General features: G+C 64.0%; 22 protein-coding genes. 19 read left to right on the forward strand and 3 right to left on the reverse strand.

The genetic code is table 11. From position 1 onward, the window contains the following. The 9 genes from hisD (at nt 1) to ACXAEK_RS12820 (ending at nt 6961) form a co-directional block, all read left to right on the forward strand. Nucleotides 1-1308 carry a histidinol dehydrogenase gene (gene hisD / locus ACXAEK_RS12780; protein ID WP_475042413.1) on the forward strand — a complete coding sequence of 436 codons (1308 nt, stop codon included), beginning with the start codon at nt 1-3 and terminating at the stop codon, nt 1306-1308. Beyond that, nucleotides 1301-2062 carry an SDR family NAD(P)-dependent oxidoreductase gene (locus ACXAEK_RS12785; protein ID WP_475042414.1) on the forward strand — a complete coding sequence of 254 codons (762 nt, stop codon included), beginning with the start codon at nt 1301-1303 and terminating at the stop codon, nt 2060-2062. The genes hisD and ACXAEK_RS12785 overlap by 8 nt, the downstream gene beginning before the upstream one ends. Then, nucleotides 2059-3039, forward strand: a complete 981-nt coding sequence (locus ACXAEK_RS12790) for an alcohol dehydrogenase catalytic domain-containing protein (RefSeq protein WP_475042416.1) — start codon at nt 2059-2061, stop codon at nt 3037-3039. Before ACXAEK_RS12785 ends, ACXAEK_RS12790 begins: the two co-directional genes overlap by 4 nt. A gap of 31 nt (nt 3040-3070) precedes the next feature. After that, entirely contained in the window at nt 3071-3481 is a 411-nt protein-coding gene (locus ACXAEK_RS12795) for a universal stress protein (RefSeq protein ID WP_475042417.1), read from the forward strand. 37 nt (nt 3482-3518) lie between these two features. Further along, the gene (gene comD, locus ACXAEK_RS12800) at nt 3519-4025 is read left to right on the forward strand and encodes a sulfopyruvate decarboxylase subunit alpha (protein WP_475042418.1); all 507 of its coding nucleotides are present in this window, start codon (nt 3519-3521) and stop codon (nt 4023-4025) included. Then, entirely contained in the window at nt 4022-4576 is a 555-nt protein-coding gene (gene comE / locus ACXAEK_RS12805) for a sulfopyruvate decarboxylase subunit beta (RefSeq protein WP_475042420.1), read from the forward strand. Before comD ends, comE begins: the two co-directional genes overlap by 4 nt. Then, a complete protein-coding gene (locus ACXAEK_RS12810; protein ID WP_475042421.1) occupies nt 4576-5709 on the forward strand; it encodes an alpha-hydroxy acid oxidase in 1134 nt (377 codons plus the stop codon). The genes comE and ACXAEK_RS12810 overlap by 1 nt, the downstream gene beginning before the upstream one ends. 567 nt (nt 5710-6276) lie before the next feature. After that, the gene (locus ACXAEK_RS12815; RefSeq protein ID WP_475042422.1) at nt 6277-6621 is read left to right on the forward strand and encodes a hypothetical protein; all 345 of its coding nucleotides are present in this window, start codon (nt 6277-6279) and stop codon (nt 6619-6621) included. Beyond that, nucleotides 6614-6961, forward strand: coding sequence for a hypothetical protein (locus ACXAEK_RS12820; RefSeq protein ID WP_475042424.1), 348 nt, complete (start codon nt 6614-6616; stop codon nt 6959-6961). Before ACXAEK_RS12815 ends, ACXAEK_RS12820 begins: the two co-directional genes overlap by 8 nt. 1 nt (nt 6962) lies before the next feature. Here ACXAEK_RS12820 and parE read toward each other — a convergent pair whose 3' ends face one another. Beyond that, on the reverse strand, nt 6963-8921 hold the full coding sequence (parE, locus tag ACXAEK_RS12825) for a DNA topoisomerase IV subunit B (protein WP_475042425.1): 1959 nt from the start codon (nt 8919-8921) through the stop codon (nt 6963-6965). Nucleotides 8922-9155: 234 nt separating this feature from the next. On the opposite strand from parE, the gene ACXAEK_RS12830 reads away from it, so the two are divergent. The 6 genes from ACXAEK_RS12830 (at nt 9156) to ACXAEK_RS12855 (ending at nt 14774) form a co-directional block, all read left to right on the forward strand. Continuing rightward, complete coding sequence (locus ACXAEK_RS12830) at nt 9156-10577, forward strand: pyridoxal phosphate-dependent decarboxylase family protein (protein WP_475042427.1); 1422 nt, start codon at nt 9156-9158, stop codon at nt 10575-10577. A 224-nt stretch (nt 10578-10801) separates the two neighbouring features. Further along, nucleotides 10802-11410, forward strand: a complete 609-nt coding sequence (locus tag ACXAEK_RS12835) for a peroxidase-related enzyme (RefSeq protein ID WP_475042429.1) — start codon at nt 10802-10804, stop codon at nt 11408-11410. A 223-nt stretch (nt 11411-11633) separates the two neighbouring features. Continuing rightward, complete coding sequence (ppk2, locus tag ACXAEK_RS12840; protein ID WP_475045267.1) at nt 11634-12518, forward strand: polyphosphate kinase 2; 885 nt, start codon at nt 11634-11636, stop codon at nt 12516-12518. 61 nt (nt 12519-12579) lie between these two features. Beyond that, nucleotides 12580-13215 carry a DUF1007 family protein gene (locus ACXAEK_RS12845; protein WP_475042431.1) on the forward strand — a complete coding sequence of 212 codons (636 nt, stop codon included), beginning with the start codon at nt 12580-12582 and terminating at the stop codon, nt 13213-13215. A 1-nt stretch (nt 13216) separates the two neighbouring features. Next, nucleotides 13217-14155, forward strand: coding sequence for a nickel/cobalt transporter (locus ACXAEK_RS12850; RefSeq protein WP_475042432.1), 939 nt, complete (start codon nt 13217-13219; stop codon nt 14153-14155). A 181-nt stretch (nt 14156-14336) separates the two neighbouring features. Next, a complete protein-coding gene (locus tag ACXAEK_RS12855; protein WP_475042434.1) occupies nt 14337-14774 on the forward strand; it encodes a hypothetical protein in 438 nt (145 codons plus the stop codon). A gap of 530 nt (nt 14775-15304) precedes the next feature. Here the strand turns inward: ACXAEK_RS12855 and ACXAEK_RS12860 are convergent. Further along, nucleotides 15305-15955 (reverse strand): TIGR02453 family protein, encoded by a 651-nt coding sequence (locus ACXAEK_RS12860; protein WP_475042436.1) that lies wholly within the window; start codon nt 15953-15955, stop codon nt 15305-15307. A gap of 120 nt (nt 15956-16075) precedes the next feature. Here ACXAEK_RS12860 and ACXAEK_RS12865 point away from each other — a divergent pair, with 120 nt between their 5' ends. The 3 genes from ACXAEK_RS12865 (at nt 16076) to ACXAEK_RS12875 (ending at nt 19100) form a co-directional block, all read left to right on the forward strand. Further along, nucleotides 16076-17449 carry an MATE family efflux transporter gene (locus ACXAEK_RS12865; protein ID WP_475042438.1) on the forward strand — a complete coding sequence of 458 codons (1374 nt, stop codon included), beginning with the start codon at nt 16076-16078 and terminating at the stop codon, nt 17447-17449. 80 nt (nt 17450-17529) lie between these two features. Then, the gene (locus tag ACXAEK_RS12870; protein WP_475042439.1) at nt 17530-17976 is read left to right on the forward strand and encodes a nucleoside deaminase; all 447 of its coding nucleotides are present in this window, start codon (nt 17530-17532) and stop codon (nt 17974-17976) included. A gap of 140 nt (nt 17977-18116) precedes the next feature. Then, complete coding sequence (locus tag ACXAEK_RS12875) at nt 18117-19100, forward strand: NAD(P)H-binding protein (protein ID WP_475042441.1); 984 nt, start codon at nt 18117-18119, stop codon at nt 19098-19100. A 116-nt stretch (nt 19101-19216) separates the two neighbouring features. Here ACXAEK_RS12875 and ACXAEK_RS12880 read toward each other — a convergent pair whose 3' ends face one another. After that, nucleotides 19217-20080 (reverse strand): delta-class carbonic anhydrase, encoded by an 864-nt coding sequence (locus ACXAEK_RS12880; RefSeq protein ID WP_475042443.1) that lies wholly within the window; start codon nt 20078-20080, stop codon nt 19217-19219. 219 nt (nt 20081-20299) lie between these two features. Here ACXAEK_RS12880 and ACXAEK_RS12885 point away from each other — a divergent pair, with 219 nt between their 5' ends. Beyond that, entirely contained in the window at nt 20300-21079 is a 780-nt protein-coding gene (locus tag ACXAEK_RS12885) for a hypothetical protein (protein WP_475042445.1), read from the forward strand. The last annotated feature ends 1 nt before the right edge of the window (nt 21080 follow it).

Consider the following 21080-nt stretch of genomic DNA (forward strand, 5'->3'; position numbering starts at 1 on the left):
ATGACCCGAGAATACCTGAAAAAGGCTGCCCTGACCCCTAAATCGGATGCCTCTGAGACCCATAAGATCGTGCAGGGCATTCTGGACGATATCGAGGCGGGCGGCGATGCCAAGGCGCTGGAGTACGCCGCCAGGTTCGACAAGTACGAGGGCAACGTGCTGCTGACGGCGGAGGAGATCGAGGCCGCCTGCGCGCTGGTGCCGGAGAAGCTGAAGGCAGATATCCAGTTCGCCCACGACAATGTGCGCCGCTTTGCCGAGCTGCAAAAAAGCACAGTGCATGATGTGGAAACCGAAATCTCCCCCGGGTTCGTCACCGGGCAGAAGGCGATCCCAGTGGATGCGGCGGGCTGCTATGTGCCGGGCGGGCGCTACAGCCATATTGCCAGCGCCATCATGACCGTGACCACTGCCAAGGTGGCGGGCTGCAAGCACATCACGGCCTGCTCCCCGCCGCGCCCGGGTGTGGGCGTGGCCCCAGCCATCGTCTATGCCGCCCATATCTGTGGCGCCGACAAGATCATGGCGATGGGCGGCGTGCAGGGGGTTGCTGCGATGACCTTTGGCCTCTTTGGCCTGCCCAAGGCCAACATCCTGGTCGGCCCTGGCAACCAGTTCGTGGCCGAGGCCAAGCGGATCCTGTTCGGCCGCGTCGGCATCGACATGATTGCAGGCCCCACCGACAGCCTGATCCTGGCCGACAGCACCGCGGATGCGCATATCGTCGCCACCGATCTGGTGAGCCAGGCAGAACATGGCTACAACTCCCCGGTCTGGCTGGTGACGGACAACCGCACCCTGGCGGATGAAGTCATGCGGCTGGTTCCCGGCTATATCGACGAGCTGCCCGAGGTGAACCGCGAGAATGCCACCGCAGCCTGGCGCGACTATGCCGAGGTGATCCTGTGCGCGGACCGCGAGGATATGGCGGCCTGTTCCGATGAATACGCACCTGAGCACCTGACCGTGCAGGCCGCGGATCTGGACTGGTGGCTGGAACGGCTCACGTGCTACGGCTCGCTGTTTTTGGGCGAGGAGACCACGGTCTCTTACGGCGACAAGGCGGCTGGCACCAACCACGTGCTGCCGACCTCGCGCGCGGCCAGCTATACCGGCGGCCTCAGCGTCCACAAATACATGAAGATCGTTACCTGGCAGCGCGCCACCCGCGAGGGCTCCAAGCCGGTGGCAGAGGCCACGGCGCGGATTGCCCGGCTGGAGGGGATGGAAGGCCACGCCCGCGCGGCCGATGTGCGGCTGGCCAAGTATTTCCCTGATGAAACCTTTGACCTGACGGCCAATGGCTGACCCGCGCACCCTGTTTGATCTGGCAGGCCGGACCGCCTGCATCACCGGCGCCAGCTCTGGTCTGGGGCGGCGCGCGGCCACCACGCTGGCCGCTGCTGGGGCGCGGGTGGTTGCGGTGGCGCGGCGGGCGGAGGCCTTGGAGAGCCTCTGTGTGGAGATCGGGCCTGCTGCTGCGCATGCCGTGGCGGATGTTGCGGACCGCAACGGGCTGGAGGCGCTGGCCGCAGCGGTTTCTGCGCCTTTCGGGGCGCCGGATATCCTGGTGCATGCGGCGGGTATCAATACACGCCAGCCTGCGGATGAGGTGACGATTGCGGAATGGGACAAGACGCTGGCGCTGAACCTCTCGGCGCCCTTCTTCCTCAGCCAGGCACTGGTACCGGCGATGAAGGAGCGGGGCTGGGGGCGGATCGTGAATTTCGCCTCGCTTCAGACTGCGCGGGCCTTTCCCGGCGGCATTGCCTATGGCGCCAGCAAGGGCGGGATCGGCCAGCTGACCCGCGCCATGGCAGAGGCCTGGTCGCCGCATGGCATCACCGCCAACGCAATCGGGCCGGGGTTCTTTCCGACCGAGCTGACCCATGCTGTTTTCGAAGATGAGGCGCGCGCCGCCCGCAACGCTGCGCAGACCTGCATCGGCCGCAATGGGCGGCTGGAGGATATCGACGGGCCGCTGCTGTTCCTATGCTCGGAGGCGTCGGCCTATGTCACTGGACAAATCCTGATGGTTGACGGGGGGTTCACGGCGAAATGAAAGCCTTGGTTTATGAAGGGGTTGAGGCGCTGGCCTTCCGCGACGTGCCGATGGCAGCGGGCCGGGACGGTGAGCATCTGATCCGCATCCGCGCCTCCGGCATCTGCGGCTCGGACATGCATGCCTACCTGGGCCATGACAACCGCAGGCCCGCACCGCTGATCCTGGGGCATGAGGCCGCTGGCGTGATCGAGGAGGGACCGCAGGCGGGCCGCCGGGTCACGATCAACCCGCTGGTGACCTGCGGCAGTTGCGCGGCCTGTGCATCGGGGCGCGAAAACCTCTGCGCCAGCCGCCAGATTATCTCGATGCCCCCGCGTGAAGGCGCCTTTGCCCAGTTCGTGGCGATGCCGGAGCTCAACCTGGTGACCGTGCCGGAGAAGGTGCCGCTGGAAAAGGCCGCGTTGGCGGAACCGCTGGCCGTCAGCTGGCACGCCGCCCGGCTGGCGCTGGAGGCGTTGCATCCGGACACGGAGCGCCGCGCGCTAGTGATTGGCGGCGGTGCCATCGGTCTGGCGGCTGCATTGGCGCTCAGGGCGATGGGGGTGGCGGAGGTGACCATCCAGGAGCCGAACGAAGCGCGCCGGGACTACCTGAGCAACCATTGCGGCCAGCAGGCGGTGGAGGAGTTTCAGGGCATGGTGCCGCTGGTGGTCGATGCCGTGGGCTATGCTGCCACCCGTGCTGCGGCCTCTGCCGCGGCGGCGCCCGGCGGGGTGATTGCCCATGTCGGATTGGGCGAGGACAGCGGAGGCCTGGATATCCGCCGCATGACGCTGCAGGAAATCACCTTCATCGGCACCTACACGTATACGGCACAGGATTTCCGCGACACTGCGCAGGCGATCTTTGACGGCCGTCTTGGCCCGCTGGACTGGCCTGAGCAGAGGCCGCTGACGGACGGCGCGGCCGCCTTTCGCGACTTGCGGTCCGGCGCGGTGGCGGCGCCCAAGATCATCCTCGATCCCTGGGCCTGACCCCCGATGCCCGAGAAATTGGAGAGAACCCATGTATGACAATATCCTGGTTGCCATGGCCCTGGACCATGGGGTTTCCGGAACAACGCTGAGGGCGGCAGCCACCCTGTGCAACCCGGGCGGCCAGATCACCGCGCTGCATGTCTATGAGCCGCCGCACAGTTCGGTTACCGCCTATCTGGATGAGGACACCGTGCGCGAAGGCTTTGACAAGGCCCGCGAGGCGCTGGCCGCCAAAACCGCAGGCCACGGCAATGTCACGGCGAAGATCGTCAAGGGGCGATCCTACCGCGCCATCATCGAATACGCGGAAAAACACGGCGTGGACTGTATCGTTGCCGGCTCCCACAAACCGGGGCTCAGCGACTTTTTCCTGGGCTCGACAGCGGCCCGCGTGGTCCGCCACGCGCCTTGCGCGGTGCATGTCTGCCGTACCTCCTGACTCCGAAACACGACCTCCGAAGCAAAGGCGACCGACCATGAACATAGACAAGAGGATCGCTGACGATCTGGCCGCCAATGGCGTCTCCTTCGTCACGACCGTGCCCTGCAAGCAGCTGGCCGGAGTGATCGAGGAGATCGACCAGCGCGACGACATCTTCCACATCCCCTCCAACAAGGAGGATGAGGGCATGGGCCTGTGCGCCGGCGCTTGGATGGGCGGCAAGCGCCCGGCCATCATTATGCAGAACACCGCCATCGGGGTGACGATCAACACACTGGCAACGCTGATCCAGTATTACCGGATGCCGCTGCCGATGCTGATCTCGTACCGGGGCGAATTGCGCGAGCCCGTGGCCTGCCAGGTTGAAATGGCGGTGCATACCAAGGCGCTGCTGACGCAGCTCAACATCCCCACCTACCACTTCCACTGGCAGCGGGATGTGGAGGAGCTGGACAACATCCTGAAATACACTTTCATGTGCAACAAACCCGTTGCCATCCTGACTGACGCCAATTTCTGGGGAGGCTATGGCGACCAATGATCCGTTCCGAAATCCTGAAAGAGATCGCGCCCATCCTGCGGGACCAGCTGGTGGTCTGCAACATCGGCATCCCGTCGCAAGAGCTGCACGCAATCGACGACCAGCCCACCAATTTCTACATGCTGGGCACAATGGGGTTGGCGTCCTCCATCGGGCTGGGCCTCGCGCTGGCGCAGCCCAAACCGGTGATTGTGATCGACGGCGACGGCTCGATCCTCACCAACCTCGGCACCTTGCCCACCATCGGCAACAACGCGCCCGGGAACTACATCCTGATGATCATCGACAACGGCTCCTATGGCTCCACCGGCGATCAGCCGACCTATACCAGCCGGCGCACCGATCTGGCGGGCATGGCCCGCTCGGCCGGCTGTGCCCGGGTGGTGGAGGTGCAGGACAAGGACACCGGCCCGGCGCTGGAGGATGCGCTGGCAAGCGGCGAGCCGACGGTGCTGGTGGTCAAATGCGACAGCGGCAACGCCAGGATGCCGGTGATCACGATGGATCCGGTGGTGATCCGCGACCGCTTCATGAAGGCCGTGGCCGGCTGATGGGCGCAGGCGCCATCCATTCGGCTGAGGATGCCCGCCGCCTGGCCCGGCGGCGGCTGCCGTGGATGGTGTTTGACTATATCGACGGCGCCGCCGGGCAGGAAACCGGCGCGGCGCGCAACCGCGCGGCCCTGGACGCGATCACCCTGCGGCCCCGCATCCTGCGCGATGTCAGCCGGCGCTCGCTGGCCACGCAGGTCTTTGGCGCCGGGGCGGACCGGCCCTTCGGAATTGCCCCCATGGGCATGTGCAACCTTGCAGCCCCCGGCGCCGATCTGATGCTGGCCCGGCTGGCGGCGCGCTACCGGGTGCCGCATGGGGTCTCCACCGTCGCCTCGACCCCGCTGGAGGACATCCTGGAGGCGGCAGAGGGCTATGCCTGGTTCCAGCTCTATTTCAGCGGCGACGGCAGCGGCACCTTCAAGCTGGCGGAGCGCGCCCGCGCGGCCGGGTACCAGACGCTGGTGCTGACGGCCGATGTGCCCGAGGTCGGCCGCCGCCCGCGGGAATTGCGCCACGGGTTCAAGATGCCGTTCCGGATCGGCCCGCGGCAGTTCCTCGATTTTGCCCTGCATCCGCGCTGGTCGCTGGCCACCCTGCTGAAGGGCAGACCGGAGATGGCGAATTTCGCGATGGAGGGCTATGACTTTGACCGCACCGAAAGCCGGGCGCGGGCCACCTGGGACACGCTGGCCCGGCTGCGCGATCTGTGGCCCGGCAGGCTGGTGGTGAAAGGGGTGCTGGATGCCGGGGACGCCCGGCGGCTGGTGTCTGCCGGCGTGGACGCCATCCAGGTGTCCAGCCATGGCGCCCGCCAGATGGAGGCGGCGCCGGCGCCGGTGGAGATGCTGGCCCGGATCCGCGCCGCGCTGGGGCCGGAATACCCTGTGTTCTACGATAGCGGCATCCGCTCTGGCGAGGATGTGCTGAAGGTGCTGGAGGGCGGCGCGGATTTCGTGTTCCTGGGCCGCATCCTGCAATTTGCCATCGCCGCCGCGGGGGAGGCCGGGCTGCACCGGCTGTGGGAGGCGCTGAGCGAGGAGCTGAGCATAGCCATGGCCCAGACCGGGCGGGTGGCGATCGCCAGAGGCGGCACACCGGACGCGCCTGGGAGCGCAGCCGGAGGCCGTTGACGGCAGTGGCTGCGCGGAAGGAAGGCGGGCCCAACGGTGCGAGCGTTTGAGGTTTGGACGGGCGGAGCCCAGTTTGACCGGGTCGCTTGCGGCCCGGTCTGCGCCTGCCTGCCCGTCAAACCGGAGGTTTGCCTCCGGCAAAGCGCACAGGCGCATTCGCGCCAGCCCAGGCAGTCGCCGACCTAGCGGTGGATGCCTCCCCTCTCGGCGGCAAAGCCGCCTGCCGGGCAGGGGGCGGGAGTATTTGGGGAAGGTGAATGAAGGGGCGGTGCGCACTTTTGGGACGTGGCGCGCAGCGGCACGGCCCGCGCCTGACCTTCCCCCCGGGAAGGCGCTTCACGCCTCCCCAAGGTCAGGTGCGGGCCTTGTGTCGCTTAGAAAATGCTCTTACGAAAGCAATAGAACAAAACAGAGAGATTGTAGCGGTAGGCATATTTGATTGAGCTCATAGTAAATTGGAACGGTTGGGGTGCTTCAGGGACCCTGCTTTCGCTGATAGGGCTAATCTTTTCGCTGCTCGCTTTTTTGAGTGCGAACCGAGCCAAAAGAGCAGCGGAAGCGGCAAAGATGAGCGTCGATAACCTTGATGCGACTTCGGAAATTTCTATTTGTCTGCGAAAACTGAGAGAAGCAAAACAGTGTGTCGAACATGAAAATTGGCCACTGGCCTCTTACTTGATTGAAGATGTCTGCGAAAAGTTGTCAGGCCTGTGTAGCGCAGAAAGAGTGCTTCTACAGAACACCGAGCGAGAGGCCCTGAGTGGGAAAGTAGAACACCTCAAGGCTGTCGCAACCTCTTTGGATCGTGCCAAAATCAATGGAAAAGTCTCGTCAACGAAGATAGGCGAAACTCTTCGAACCGTGTTCATAGATCTCTCAAGTATGCAGAGAAAGGTCAGAGACAATGCCTAACGTTGTTACACGCGACAAGTGGTATCAACTTACTAAAAAGTTGCTGGAGCAGACGCGTTCAGGAAAGATGTCGTGGGATGTCGACATCTATTCGGGGCAAGTCATGGCACCAGTTGGATCACATAACATTTGTTTGTCATCTGATGAAGACACTGACGATTTCTTTGTGAGAGTTGAAGACAGGTTCGAAGCCGTTGTCGATCGGTTCAGCACTAAAGACTACGAAACTCACGAGTATGAAGAACGTCAAAAAATAAAAGAACTGTTTGTGGAAGCGCGGCGCTCTGCAACAAACGCAGATGCCGCGATAGACGAAATTCTAGACGCCTTAGGCGATTAACTCAAACATCCAGCTCCTCCACGAACTTCGCGTTTTCCTGGATATACTGGAAGCGGAGCTCGGGTTTCTTGCCCATCAGGCGCTCAACCAGGTCGCCGGTCTCGCCCGGTTCGTCCTCGTCGATGGTGACACGGATCAGCTTGCGGGTCGCCGGGTCCATCGTGGTCTCCTTCAGGTCCTTGGCGTCCATTTCGCCAAGACCCTTGAAGCGGCTCACATCGATCTTGCCCTTGCCGCCCAGGCCCTTTTCCAGCCAGGTGTCGCGCTCGGCCTCGTCCAGGCAATAGACGCGCTTGGCGCCTTGGGTCAGGCGGAACAGCGGCGGGCAGGCGAGGTAGAGGTGGCCGCCGTCAATCAGCGGGCGCATCTGGGTGAAGAAGAAGGTCATCAGCAGCGAGGCGATGTGGGCGCCGTCGACGTCCGCGTCGGTCATGATGATGATCTTGTCATAGCGCAGATCGTCGAGGTTGAACTTGGTGCCAAGGCCGACGCCAAGCGCCTCGCAGAGGTCGTTGATTTCGGCGTTTGAACCCAGCTTGTTGGAGGCGGCGCCCAGGACGTTCAGGATCTTGCCCTTGAGCGGCAGCAGCGCCTGGTTGGTGCGGTTGCGCGCGCCCTTGCCGGAGCCGCCCGCCGAGTCGCCCTCGACGATGAACAGCTCGGTGCCGGAGCGGTCCTTGGAGGTGCAGTCCGTCAGCTTGCCGGGCAGGCGCAGCTTCTTGGTGGCGGATTTGCGCTGGGTCTCTTTCTCCTGCTTGCGGCGCAGGCGTTCCTCGGCGCGCAGGATCAGGAAATCGAGGATGGCGCCGGCCGATTTGGTGTCGGCGGCCAGCCAGTTGTCGAAGTGGTCGCGGACCGAGTTTTCCACCATCTTGTTGGCGGCCTCGGTCGACAGGCGGTCCTTGGTCTGGCCGACGAAGGCGGGGTCGGCGATGAAGCAGGAGACCAGCGCGCAGCCGCCCGCCATCAGGTCGTCGCGGTTGATCTGGCCTGCCTTCTTGTTGCCGACCAGTTCGCCGTAAGCCTTGATGCCCTTGAGGATCGCGGCCCAGAAGCCGGTGACATGGGTGCCGCCCTCCGGTGTCGGGACGGTGTTACAGTAGGACTGGGTGAAACCGTCGCGCGAGGGCGTCCAGTTGATCGCCCATTCCACGTAACCCGGCTCGCCGAACTTCTCGCGGAACTCGACCTTGCCGGCAAAGGGCACGTCTGCGTAGACGGAGGATTTGCCGAGCACCTCTGTCAGGTAGTCCTTGAGGCCGCCGGGGAAGTGAAAGGTGGCCTCGGTCGGGGTTTCGCCGTCGTCGATTTCCGATTTCCAGCGGATTTCGACGCCGGAGAACAGGTAGGCCTTGGAGCGCACCAGCGTGAACAGGCGCTTGGGCTTGAAGCGGTGGTGTCCGAAGATTTCCTCGTCGGCGTGGAAGGTCACAAAGGTGCCGCGTTTGTTGGGGGCGGCGCCGATTTTCTCCACCCCGCCCAGCGGCAGCCCGCGGGAGAAGCGCTGCTCAAACAGCTCCTTGTTCTTGGCCACTTGCACGACCATGGAATCTGAGAGCGCGTTCACAACCGAGGAGCCGACGCCGTGCAGGCCGCCGGAGGTCTGGTAGGCCTTGCCGGAGAACTTGCCGCCTGCGTGCAGGGTGCAGAGGATCACCTCAAGCGCGGATTTGTCTGGGAACTTGGGGTGCGGGTCGATCGGGATGCCGCGGCCGTTATCCGAGATAGTGACGGCGTAGTCGGCGTGCAGCGTCACCTCGATGCGGTTGGCGTGGCCTGCCACAGCCTCGTCCATCGAGTTGTCGAGGATTTCCGCCACCATATGGTGCAGCGCGCGCTCATCGGTGCCGCCGATATACATGCCGGGGCGCTGGCGGACCGGTTCGAGGCCTTCCAGAACCTCGATAGAGGACGCGTCATAGGTTTCCGATGCAGGCGTGCTGAGGAGGTCGTCGGCCATGTGCGGGAGCTGCTCTTCCTTGGTGTTGATTGACGCCCATTATGGCAGGTGTTGGGGCCGGGTGGAAGAGGGACGCAAGGGGCTGTGGATAAGGCGGCCCTGCCGTGGCAGGGCGGGAAGTTATCAATCCATCGAAGATAAGTTCCGGTTATCCGGGTGCGGCGATATTTTCCGTGCGGCACAAGGACCTGCGGGCTACACCTCCTCCAGCGGCAGGCAGGAGGAGGGCGCGCGGTGGCTGAGAAGGGGATCAAGACGCAGGACTGGGCGGCGTTCCGGGCCGAGGCGCAGCGGATGCTGGAGGCGGCGCTGGACCAGATGCAAGAGGCGGCGGAGCGCCCGTGGCAGCCAGTGCCGGAAGACATTGATGCGCGCTATGCGGTGACGGCGGAGGCGCGCGGGCCGCAGGAGACCGTGGACCGGATCATCGAGGACGTGCTGCCCTATCATGGCGGCAATATTCATCCGCGGTTCTGGGGCTGGGTGCAGGGCTCGGGGCTGGCCTCGGACCTGATCAGCTCTCTGGCGGCGGCGGCAGTCAATGCCAATATGGGCGGCCGAGATCACGGTGCGAACTACATGGAGCGCGCCGTGGTCGATTGGACCCGCCGCAAGATGGGGATGCCCGAAGGGGCCAGCGGTATTCTGATGACTGGGACGTCGCAGGCGACAGTGATTGCCTTTCAGGCAGCGCGGCTGCGGGTGCTGAAGGATCTGCGCAAGCAGGGGCAGGGCGCGGTGCGGCTGACCGCCTATGCGGGCGAGGGCGTCCATAACGCGACGCTGAAGGCGGTGGAGCTGCTGGGCATCGGCTCGGACAACCTGCGCAAGGTGCCGCTGGCGGAGGGCAAGCTGGACTGCGCGGCCTTGGCCCGGATGGTGGCAGAGGACAAAACCGCGGGGGCGGTGCCCTTCCTGGTGGTCGGCAATGCGGGCACCGTGGACCTGGGGCTGTTTGATGATCTGAATGCCTTGGCCGATGCGGCGGCGGATCTGGGGCTGTGGCTGCATGTGGACGGGGCCTTTGGCGCCTGGACGCGGATTGCGGCGAAGCCTTACCGGTCGCTGAGTGACGGGATCGGGCGGGCCGACAGCATCGCGCTCGATTTCCACAAGTGGATGTATGTGGGCTATGACTGCGGCATGGCGCTGCTCCGCAATGAAGACGAGCACCGGGCGGCCTTTGCGGCGCGGCCTGCCTATCTGGAAGGCGCCGAGCGCGGGCTGGCGGGCGGTGAGCCGTGGTTCTGCGATTACGGCATCGACCTGAGCCGCGGCAACCGGGCGCTGAAGGTGTGGACGGCGTTGGAGACCTATGGCGAGGCGGCCTTTTCCGAAGCGATCACCGGCAATTGCGAACTGGCGGCGTTCATGGCGGCGGAGGTGGAGGCGCAGCCCCGGATGGAACTGGGGGCGCCGGTGGTGTCGAACGTCTGTGTCTTCACCGCGCGCAGCGATCTGGCGCCGGACGCGCAGTCAGAGGTGAACGCGCATATCGCCCAGACCCTGCAGGAAAGCGGCGAGGCGGTGTTTTCGACCACCCGCGCTGGCGGCCGGGTAATGCTGCGCGCCGCCATTACTAACCACCGCAGCCGGGAGGCGGATGTTCGGGCGGCCATTGCCGCGGTAGCGCGGGAGGCCGCCGGTGCAGGATGAGCCCCGCGCCTGCCTGGGCGGGCGCGGTGCGGAACCGGGATACCTGGCATCCGGCGGGAGAGGGATACCAACAATGCGCCAAGCGGAACCGTGGAGCGCGCCTGCCCAGGCAGGCAGGCGCGGGGCGGCGATGCCGCGAGGTGGAGCATCTGTGACGTTCGGTTCCATCTTCCCGTCTGGGCAGAAGCCGCTACTTTGCCGGGCAAACAATCAGGGAGAGGCGCATGGCCTGGATCAGGACGGTTCCGTTTGAAGAGGCAACCGGCAAGCTGAAAAAGCTCTATGAGCGGGTGACCGGGCCAGGGGGCAATGTCGACAACATCATGATGGTGCATTCGCTGCGGCCGCATTCGATGGAAGGCCATATGGCGATCTACAAGAATGTGCTGCACCACAGCGGCAACAAGATCCCCAAGTGGTTCCTGGAGGTGCTGGGGGTCTGGGTTTCGTCCTTGAATGACTGTGCCTATTGCGTCGAGCATCACTTTGCCGGGCTGCAGCGGCTCTTGGGCGACGAGGCGCGCGGTCTGGCGGTGCGGGCGGCGATCGAGGCGCGCGAGCCGCAGGCCGCGCCGCTGGCGCCTGCGCAGATCCTGGCGATGGGTTATGCCCGCAAGCTGACCGAGGCGCCCGCCAGTGTGACGGAGGCAGATGTTGCGGCGCTGCGGGAGGCTGGATTTGACGATGGAGAGATCCTGGAGATCAATCAGGTGACGGCCTATTTCTCCTATGCCAACCGGACGGTGCTGGGGCTGGGATGCTCCACTAAGGGGGATGTGCTGGGGCTGAGCCCGAACAACTCGGAAAACCCGGACGACTGGGGGCATAAATAGGGGCGCTGCCCCTCGGCCCGGGCGGGCCTCACCCCGGAGTATTTGAGACCAGAAAGAAGCAGGCGGCCCGTTGGGCCGTCTTTTTGGTGCGCGAATGGCGTATCTTTTGATGCAGGTCAGCGCGGGGCGGAGGCGGGGCCTGTATGGTTGCGGCGCAGATTGAAAGAAGGAGATTTTGATGGACGCCGCAGCAGATAAGATCGTGAACAGCGCCGCAGCGCAGATGCCTGCAAAAACCGCCGGGGAGGCCCGTGGACCCAGTGCCGAGGACATCCGCCGGGCGTTTGAGAGCGGTGAGTACCCGTACCCGAAGAAGATGGCCCGCAAGGCCTATGAGGCGGAGAAGGCGCGGCTGCAGGCGGAGCTCTTGAAGGTGCAGCTGTGGGCGCAGGAGACCGGCGGGAAATTCGTGATGCTGTTCGAGGGCCGCGATGCGGCGGGCAAGGGCGGCACCATCAAGCGGTTCACCGAACACCTGAACCCGCGGTCGGCCCGGGTGGTGGCGTTGAACAAGCCCTCGGACGAGGAGCGCGGGCAATGGTATTTCCAGCGCGACGTGCGGCATCTGCCGACCAGCGGCGAGATTGTGTTCTATGACCGGTCCTGGTACAACCGGGCGGGTGTGGAGCGGGTGATGAGTTTCTGCGAACCCAATGAGTACCTGGAATTCATGCGCCAGGCGCCGGAGTTTGAGCGGATGCTGGTGCGCTCCGGCATAAGGCTGTACAAATACTGGTTCTCGGTCACTCAGAAAGAGCAGAAGCGGCGGTTTGTCTCGCGCGAGACCGATCCGCTGAAACAGTGGAAGCTGTCGCCGATCGACAAGGCCTCGCTTGGCAAATGGGATGACTACACCGAGGCCAAGGAGGCGATGTTCTTTTACACCGATACCGCGGACGCGCCCTGGACGGTGATCAAGTCGAACTGCAAGAAGCGCGCGCGGCTGAACTGCATGCGGCATTTCCTGGCCTCGCTGGACTATCCGGGCAAGGATCCGGAGATCGCGCGGGCACCGGATCCGCTGATTGTCGGCCAGGCGCATCATGTGATCCACCAGTCCGATCACATCCTGGGCAAGGCACTGCATCCGGAGAACAGGGCGCGCTGATCCTTGCCGGCGTGCGGTCTCGCGCTTGCGGCGCCGTGCAACGGGGCGTAGGTCTTTTGGCATGAATCATCTTGTTCCTTTGCTGACGCTCGCGCTGCTGGCCCCGCAAGGCGCCGTGGCGCATCCGCATATCTTTGTCGACACCGGGATGAAGCTGGTGGTCTCGGACGACGGACAGCTGCAGGCGGTGGAGATCACCTGGGCCTATGATGAGTTCTATTCGTTGCTGATCTTTGAGGACCGGGGGCTGGACAGTGATTTTGACGGCAGCCTGACGGGGGAGGAACTGGCGCAGCTGCAGGGGTTCGATCTGGCCTGGAGCGAGGGGTTTCAGGGCGACACCTATCTGACGCTGGCGGGCGAGGCGCTGGGCCTGGGCGCGCCGGAGCATCTGTCGACCAAGGTGAAGGACGGGCGGATCACCACCCGACACCGGCGGGTTCTGACACAGCCGCAGGCCGCGGACGGCGTGGTGATCAAGGCCTATGATCCGACCTATTACACCGCCTACACGGTGAACCAGGGGCTGGAGGTCAGCGGCGGCTGTCAGAGCAGCATCACTCCGCCCAATCTGGACCAGGCCTATACCCTGGTGGAAGAGCTGCTCTATGCGATGCCGGCGGAGCAGGCAGAGGAGGCCTATCCGGAGGTTGGGGAGGCCTTTGCCGATACCGTTCGCTTGAGTTGCGGCGTGTAAGGTGAAGATTTTATTAACAATATCAGCGCTGGGCGTGGCCGCCTTGGCCGTGTGGCTCTGGGGCTTTGGCGGTGCCGGAGCGGTGTCCCTGTGGGCAGCAGAAGGTCAGCGCGAGGCGCAGAACGCGATGGCGCGGGGCTTGCGCGCCTTACGTGCGGGGGAGCCTGGCGCGCTAGTGGCGCTTTTGTCCCTGTGCTTTGCCTACGGGTTTTTTCATGCCGCCGGGCCGGGTCATGGCAAGCTGGTCATTGGCGGCTATGGCATGGGCAAGCCGGTGCCGCTGTTGCGGCTGGCGGGGCTGGCGCTGGCGTCCTCTCTGGCGCAGGCGGCTACAGCGGTCCTGCTGGTTGCGGGCGGCCTGTTGCTGCTGGACTGGGGCCGCGAGCAGCTGACCAGCGCGGCAGAGGATGTGCTGGCGCCGGTGTCCTACGGGCTGATTGCGCTGGTGGGCGTATGGCTGCTGGTGCGCGGCCTGCGGCGGTTGCTGGCGAGCCGTACCGTTCAAACCGCAGCTCATGCCGGGCACCATCACCATGGGCACGGCCATGATCATCATCACGATCATGATGATGGGGTCTGCGCCTCCTGCGGGCACCGGCATGGGCCGACGATGGAGGAGGCCGCCAATGCCCGCTCGCTGCGCGATGCGCTGGCGATTGTCGGCGCGGTGGCGTTGCGGCCCTGCACCGGCGCGGTGTTCCTGCTGCTGCTGACCTGGCGCATGGGCGTCTTGTGGGCCGGGATCGCCGGGGCCTTTGCCATGGGGGCCGGGACTGCCACGGTGACGGTGGCTGTGGCGGCCGCGGCGGTGACCATGCGCAAGGGCGCGCTGGCGCAGATGGAAGGCACCGGCGCATTGCGGGCGGCGGCGGTGCTGGAGATCCTTGCCGGCGCCGTTGTGGCGGTGCTGGCCAGCCAGATCATGCTGCGGGCTTTGTGAGAAGGGCGGGGCAGTGCGGCAGGGGAGAGGCAGCGTTTTGAAGCTGATTGGTTTACCGTTTGCCTTTGCGGTCGGCTCAGTTCAGGATGTGCCGAAGTGATAAAAGTGATGTATTAGTCAGCCACAGGCAAGCTGTTGGAATTGCTGGGGATGTCCGGCCAGGGCGCAACCCATTTGCCGGTTGGATTTTGCAAAAAAGATAGAAAGAGAGCATTTCATGATCTTGAGATTTTCAAAACCCATTCAGTGTCTTGCCCTTTGTGGGCTGCTTGCAGCTTGCGGCGGCGTGCCGACCAGCAATGAGCTGCAATTTGACAATGACGGGAATGGCCGGTTCAGCGGCAGTGCAGGCGCTGATTGGACCGCCCAGGAGATCAGGGCGCAAGCCAGCCAGATGTGCGGCAATGCCCCGGTTGCGGATTTCAGAGTTTCCGTTTTGCCATCTGCTCCGCAATACAAGATTTTTTCCGGCACTTGTGCATCCGGCGGGAACAGCCTGGACGCTGCAGGTATTGGGCAGAATTACGTGGTGAGCGCGCCGTCTGCACCTCCAGCGCCGACGGGGGCGCCGGTGAAGAACAATGCGGCGTGGGACGGCTCAACCCCGTTTGTGGATTGATGAACTGGGTTCTCTTCCGGTGACGCCCGGTTCCGGGTGAGCTGGGCCAGGGGGGCTGGGTTTTGCTGAATCTTTCCAGCTAACCAGGAGGCATTGAATGAAATCAAAGCCACTGCTCATCGTGTTCGGCGTCTTTCTACTGTTAGTGCTGACAGTCGTGGTCGCTATCGGCGGGACGGCACTTGCCTCGGCAGTGATACCTGGAGATTCTTACAAAGAAAGCTACTTGGCAGTAATTTGCCTTTTCCCAGTGTTTTGGTTGTGGAAACGGTTTTTTGTTTGGTGTGGCCTGACGCCAAAATAGATGCATCCAGCAAAGGAGTAGGTGCTTTGGGGTTGCGGAAGCTGCTTATCGCACTCACGGGATATCATCCAAGCATTTGGAGTGAGTTTCGTTTGTTCGCGCAAATGGTTGCGATTGTCTGCGGTGGAATAATTGCGCTGGCCGCCAGTCTGATTCTGCTAAAGATAGTTATTCGTCTTCTCTCTGGGGCATGATGCATAGCGAACAGTTTACCAACAATGGAGCGTTACCCGGACAGGGCATCATCCAGCATTGCAAACAGCGGTGACAGGGTCAGATGCGCTGACATCAGCGCGGCCATCGGGGCGGCTTGCTCCTGCTCCGTCATCTCGTGCCACAGGGTCAGCGACTTGCGGCGCAATTGGGGGCCGTGGGGGTGCGCTTTGCCAAAGGGCGCGGGGACGCGTTTCAGCTCGGGCTCCTTGGCGGGAAAGCCGCCGAGCGCCAGCACGCCAAGGAGCGCTGAGGCCTCATCCCCCCATTCACCGTCCAGCGCTTCGCGCCAGCGGGCGGTCTGCTGGGGAGAGAAGCCCATGATGCCGCCGCCGGCGGTGCAGTAACCGGGGGCGATGCCGAAGAACAGCGCGCAGCCGGCGCCGTTCACCGTCCACATCATGTGCAGATGGGTGTTGTAAGGGGTCTTGTCCTTGGAGAACCGCACATCGCGCTGGGGGCGGAACAGTTTTGTCGTGACCTCCGCGCCGCTGCGCTTGGAGATCGCTTGGGCGATCTCGTCCAGCAGCAGGAGCGCCGGGGCTTTCAGCTGCGCCTCGTACTGGTCCTTGTGATCATTGAACCACTCCCGGCTGTTGTTCTGTGCCAGCCCGGCGAGAAACTGGCGGACGTCGGGGATCAACTGGGCAAAGGCGTCGGGCATCAAGGGGCTCCTGCAAGGGGTGTAGTCCTTGTGCAGAATACCACCAATGCCTTGTGCGCTGGCAAGGGAACTCTGCCCTTGCGGGGGGATGCGGGCCGTCATATGGCTGGCTGTATGAGTATGTTAGCGACCAAAACTTCCGGGATGTCCGTCGGCGGCCATGCCCGCGCAATTGCCGTTCTGGGGCTGCCGCTGATCGGCGGCCATGTGGCGCAGTTTGCCATTGGCCTCACCGATACCGTGATGCTGGGCTGGTACGGGGTGGAGGAATTGGCGGCGGTGACTTTGGGGTCGACCTATTTCTTCTCGATCTTCCTGTTGGGGTCTGGTTTTGCCTTTGCGGTGATGCCGATGGTGGCGGCCGCTGCCGGGGCCGGGGAGGAGCGGCAGATCCGCCGGTCGACCCGCATGGGGCTGTGGCTGTCGCTGCTATATGGTGCGCTGGCAGTGCCGCTGCTGTGGTGGTCGGAGCCGATCCTGCTCATGCTGGGGCAGGAGGCGGGGGTTGCGCATGATGCGGCGGAGTACCTCAAGATTGCCGGCTGGGCGATTTTCCCGGCGCTTCTCTACATGGTGGCCAAGTCCTATCTGGCGGCGCTGGAGCATACCCAGGTGGTGCTGTGGATGTCGGTGCTGGCGGCGGTGCTGAATGCGCAGGTGAACTATGCGCTGATCTTCGGCAACTGGGGCGCGCCGGAGCTGGGGATCACCGGGGCGGCGGTGGCCTCTTTGGTGACCAATGGCGTGTCGTTTGCGTTGGTGCTGGCCTATGCGCTGAAAGTGCTGCCTGAGCATGAGCTGCTGAAGAACTTCCAGCGCCCCGACTGGGAGATGCTGGGCAAGGTGTTCCGCATGGGGGCGCCGATTGGCCTCACGACGCTGGCCGAGACCAGCCTGTTTGCCGCCTCGGCGATGATGATGGGCTGGCTGGGCACGGTGCCGCTGGCGGCGCATGGGATTGCGATCTCGCTGGCGGGGCTGACATTCATGGTGCATCTGGGGCTGTCCAATGCGGCCACCGTCCGCGTGGGCAATGCCTTTGGCCGCCAGGACCGGGCGCATATGGCGCGCGGCGGCAAGGTGGTGACGGCGATGTCGCTGGCGGTTTCGGTGGTTGGGATCACCTTGTTCCTGACCATTCCCGATCCGCTGATGTCGCTGTTCCTGGACCCGGAAGACCCGCGCAAGGCGGAAATCCTGGTGATTGGTGCAGGCCTCTTGGCGGCGGCGGCGCTGTTTCAGATGATGGACGGCATGCAAGCGATTGCGCTGGGGCTGCTGCGCGGGGTGCAGGACACCGGCGTGCCGATGGTGATCGCGGTGCTGAGCTATTGGGCGGTGGGCATTCCGGCCTCCTATGTGATGGGGTTCGTGCTGGGCTGGGACGGCGTTGGCGTCTGGGCCGGGCTGGTGGCGGGCCTGTCGGTTGCCGGGCTCTTCCTGATGCTGCGTTTCTGGCGGCAGTCGATCAAGCTGGTGGGACAGGCCGCGTAATGCGCGCGGCTTGACCGCTTGCGCAGGCCCGGGCAGAGTTTCTGAAGAGTTTGTATTCATTCAGCAAAGAGGCCCTTCGCATGATGACCGACGACGACAAGCGCCTGCTGCGGATTGCCTATGAGGAAGCCAAGGCGGGCTTTGACGAGGGCGGCTGCCCGATCGGCTCGGTGCTGGCGCGGGACGGCCAGGTGGTGGCGCAGGGGCGCAATCAGCGGGTGCAGAAGGGCGACCCGATTGCCCATGGCGAGATGGATGCGCTGCGCAAGGCCGGGCGGCAGAGGACATACCGGGACACGGTGCTCTATACCTCGCTGTCGCCCTGCATGATGTGCAGTGGCACCATCGTGCAATTCGGCATTCCGCGGGTGGTGATTGGCGATGCGCAAAACTTTGGCGGCAAAGAGGATTTCCTGCGCTCCAAAGGCGTTGAGGTGGTGATTGCCGATGATCCTGACTGCATCGCGCTGATGCAGCGGTTTATCCGTGAAAAGCCGGAGCTGTGGGCGGAAGACATCGCAGAGTGACAGCTTGTACTGGCGAAACCGTGGCATTTTGCGTCGGGTTTCGGGGGTACGGCAGAGGGGCGCCGCTGTAGGGTCCGCGCAGAATTGCACATCATGCGCGGGCTGCATTGCCGCGGCGCGCGGCACCAGGAGGCTTTCCCATGTCCAAACCCGTTGTTCTGATCACCTCGGCCACCGGCCGCATCGGCCGCGAGCTGGTGGCACGCCTGGCCCAGGCGGGCGGTTTCACCGTGCGGGCCTGTTACTTCAGCGAGTCCAAGGTGGAGATGCTGACGTCGCTGGGCGCCGATGAGGTGGTGAAGTTCGACCTGTCGGAACCGGCCACCTGGGAGGCAGCGCTGGAGGGTGTTTCGGCGATCTACTCCGCCTCGCTGGACCCGATGCTGGAGGGGCATCTGAACTTCTGCAAGGCGCTGGGGGAGCGCAAGGGTCAGATCAAACATGTGGTGCGTGTCAGTTGCATGGGCGCGGATACCAATACCGCGGATTATGATGCGGACACCCATGCCTCGCGCGCCGGTGCAGGTATTCCCTTGATGCTGCAGCACTACTGGTGGGGCGAGAAGGCGCTGATTGATGAAGGCCTGAACGTGACCGCGCTGCGCAACAATTTCTTCATGAACCACCTGCTGAAGACCGACTGCGAAACCATTGAAAACGAAGGCTGGTTCTCGAACCCCTTGGGCGATATGCGCAATTCCTTCGTGGCCACCCGCGACATTGCCGAAGCCGCCGCGGTTGTGCTGCGCGAAGGTGCTGAGCGTCACGCAAACAAGTTTTACGACATCACCGGCCCGGCGCCGCAGTCGATGGCGGAGATCGCTGCCGACCTCGGCCGTGCCATGGGCAAGGAGATCGAATACCGGGCGCAGTCGATGGATCAGTTCGAGGCGGATTTTGGCGCCACCCGTGCCGAATTCTTCGAATATCTGACCAACGGTTTCTATACCCGCTGCAGCCCGGATTTCTACAACATCACTGGGCACAAGCCGACCTCCTACTATGACTATCTGACCACCAAGGGGGCCAGCGGGGAAACCGGGCTGGAGGAGCTGTGGCAGGGCAATCTGTGGAAGAAGGGCGTGGACGCCATGAAAGACGCGGCGGGCGCCAAGGCGTCCTGACCGTTTGCAGCAAGTAAGGGCTTCACGCGGGCAGCGTGAAGCCCTTTGCCTGGCCTGGGAGGGGGGCAGCCGCAGGACAGGCTGCCGGTGCTGCAGCACCGGCACAGAGGTTCCGGTCACCTGCTGATTTGCGACAGCAAATCGGGGTTGGTCACCAGGTTTCGCACGCCATGGGCGTGATCCTCGTCAAAGACGTTGTTCTCCAGCCATTTGCCGACGGAGTGAATGTTCACCTTGGCCACCTGCGGGCGGACGCTCCAGCTGACCTGCAGGGGGGAACCGGCCTCGTTATAGCCGGGGCCGGTGGTGGAGCCGGCATATTGCACCGGGGTGCCGGTGTTGCTGGGAATATTGGCGGCCTGATGCAGCCCGCCTGCCATGCCGAGCTGCGCCAGTTCGCCGAAATCAAGCGCGTTTTCATCGTTGACCAGCACAAAGACCTGCGCCTCGACCCGCAGCTGCGGGTTCATGATCGCCTCGCTGAGGCAGGCGCCCAGGGTTGGGCCGGGCTGCACCTGGGCGGTGGAGTGGACGTAGTGAACCTCAATCGTGTCGCCGGGCTGCAGGCCGCCATGGCCCTTGTCGGCGATGGGATGTTCCAGCGGGGCCAGCTCTGCGGTGGTCAGGGTGCCGTCGTATTTGTAGCCGGTGCCATAGCCCTTGCCGTCGCCATTGCCGGCGTAGGTGGTAAAATCGCCGCCGCGGTGTTCGGCGTTTTCGTGGAAGTGGATGTTGCACAGGTTCATTGCGGTATAGGCGGGGGCGGCCTCAAAGCTGCGGCTGTTTGTGCCTGCGGCGGCGTCGATGTCGCGCGGCGACTGCGGGCCGAACCCTGCGCCCTTGGTGCTGGCGGCAAGGGCCGAACGCTGCGCTGCGATGACGTCATCGCCGACCGGGCCTGCGTCAACCGCATAGGCGGCAGTGCCGGTGAGCAGGGCTGCAATGGCGGTCGCGGCATAGGTCAGAAAGGGGTGTTGCATGGGGCATCCTGTTGTAACTGGTAATCAAAGTGAGACGTGCTGTGGCGCGTGCCGTCAAAGCGGCCGCCGGGCTGCCGGATGGCAGTACAATCGAAGTGGTAATTCGATTGTGTTAATGGGTCATTAATCAGCCTATAGTTGTTTGGACCAGACGTGACCCTGAGCCGGCTTATGTAAACGCGTCTCAGCCCCCATATAGGCGGGAGGGAGGCACCAGCCATGCCGGACTCAATGCCCGAACTACGGATTCCCGCTGTGTTGCGGCAGCTGATGCTGTACGCGGTTGCGGCCTGTTTGCTGGCCGGAGGTTTGCAGGCGGAAACCGGCACGGCCGGGCCGCGGGCGGGGCTGATGTGGAACCGCACCGGGTTGCCTGCAGTCTTTCCGCTGCAAGTCAAAAGCCCGCCGGGCGCAGATTATTTCCTGGTGCTCAAGACGGAAGCGGGCGGGGAGGATGCGCTGGCCGCCTATATCGAGGGCGGGGCCTTCTTCAAGGTGCTGGTGCCGCCGGGCCGTTTTGTGCTGCGCTTTGCCAGCGGAGCGGAATGGCGGGGGGAAGAAGCGCTGTTCGGGCCTGACACGCAGTATTTCGAATTGCCAGAGCCGCTGGAATTTGCAGTCCGCGGTCTGGGAGGGAAGGCGGGCCATATCGTGACTCTGCGCCAGCCCCGCCCTGGCCGCAGCTGGCTGGCAGGGTTGAAAACGCAGTCCATCTGCCAGACCGCGCGTTTGGACGTGCCGGAGCCAGGGCCGCTGGATCCGCGGCCTGGCCAAGGGCTGTTCGGCCTAGGCGGGGAGGCAAAGGACCGGGGCAGCCTGCATCTGCAATGGCGCCTTGGCCTGAGGTATCCGATCCGCGGAACAGCAGAGCAGCAATGGCAGCGCAACCGGTTTGTGCTGGGCAGCCCGCTTCTGCTGCGGCAGCAGCCGGAGCCGGTTGAGGCGTTGCCGGATACCGTTTTCAGGGCCTACAAAGTGCGGTCGCAGTTCTGCGGCTGAC

The organism is Leisingera sp. ABM4_101 (genome assembly GCF_056158725.1).

Coding starts and splice junctions, on each gene's coding strand:
- ACXAEK_RS12785 (WP_475042414.1), top strand. CDS start 1,301: ATGGCTGACCCGCGCACCCTGTTTGATCTGGCAGGCCGGACCGCCTGC.
- hisD (WP_475042413.1), top strand. CDS start 1: ATGACCCGAGAATACCTGAAAAAGGCTGCCCTGACCCCTAAATCGGAT.
- ACXAEK_RS12870 (WP_475042439.1), top strand. CDS start 17,530: ATGATGACCGACGACGACAAGCGCCTGCTGCGGATTGCCTATGAGGAA.
- ACXAEK_RS12815 (WP_475042422.1), top strand. CDS start 6,277: ATGAGCGTCGATAACCTTGATGCGACTTCGGAAATTTCTATTTGTCTG.
- ACXAEK_RS12860 (WP_475042436.1), bottom strand. CDS start 15,955: ATGCCCGACGCCTTTGCCCAGTTGATCCCCGACGTCCGCCAGTTTCTC.
- comE (WP_475042420.1), top strand. CDS start 4,022: ATGATCCGTTCCGAAATCCTGAAAGAGATCGCGCCCATCCTGCGGGAC.
- ACXAEK_RS12875 (WP_475042441.1), top strand. CDS start 18,117: ATGTCCAAACCCGTTGTTCTGATCACCTCGGCCACCGGCCGCATCGGC.
- ACXAEK_RS12795 (WP_475042417.1), top strand. CDS start 3,071: ATGTATGACAATATCCTGGTTGCCATGGCCCTGGACCATGGGGTTTCC.
- ppk2 (WP_475045267.1), top strand. CDS start 11,634: ATGCCTGCAAAAACCGCCGGGGAGGCCCGTGGACCCAGTGCCGAGGAC.
- ACXAEK_RS12835 (WP_475042429.1), top strand. CDS start 10,802: ATGGCCTGGATCAGGACGGTTCCGTTTGAAGAGGCAACCGGCAAGCTG.
- ACXAEK_RS12845 (WP_475042431.1), top strand. CDS start 12,580: ATGAATCATCTTGTTCCTTTGCTGACGCTCGCGCTGCTGGCCCCGCAA.
- ACXAEK_RS12810 (WP_475042421.1), top strand. CDS start 4,576: ATGGGCGCAGGCGCCATCCATTCGGCTGAGGATGCCCGCCGCCTGGCC.
- ACXAEK_RS12820 (WP_475042424.1), top strand. CDS start 6,614: ATGCCTAACGTTGTTACACGCGACAAGTGGTATCAACTTACTAAAAAG.
- comD (WP_475042418.1), top strand. CDS start 3,519: ATGAACATAGACAAGAGGATCGCTGACGATCTGGCCGCCAATGGCGTC.
- ACXAEK_RS12865 (WP_475042438.1), top strand. CDS start 16,076: ATGTTAGCGACCAAAACTTCCGGGATGTCCGTCGGCGGCCATGCCCGC.
- ACXAEK_RS12790 (WP_475042416.1), top strand. CDS start 2,059: ATGAAAGCCTTGGTTTATGAAGGGGTTGAGGCGCTGGCCTTCCGCGAC.
- ACXAEK_RS12880 (WP_475042443.1), bottom strand. CDS start 20,080: ATGCAACACCCCTTTCTGACCTATGCCGCGACCGCCATTGCAGCCCTG.
- parE (WP_475042425.1), bottom strand. CDS start 8,921: ATGGCCGACGACCTCCTCAGCACGCCTGCATCGGAAACCTATGACGCG.
- ACXAEK_RS12885 (WP_475042445.1), top strand. CDS start 20,300: ATGCCGGACTCAATGCCCGAACTACGGATTCCCGCTGTGTTGCGGCAG.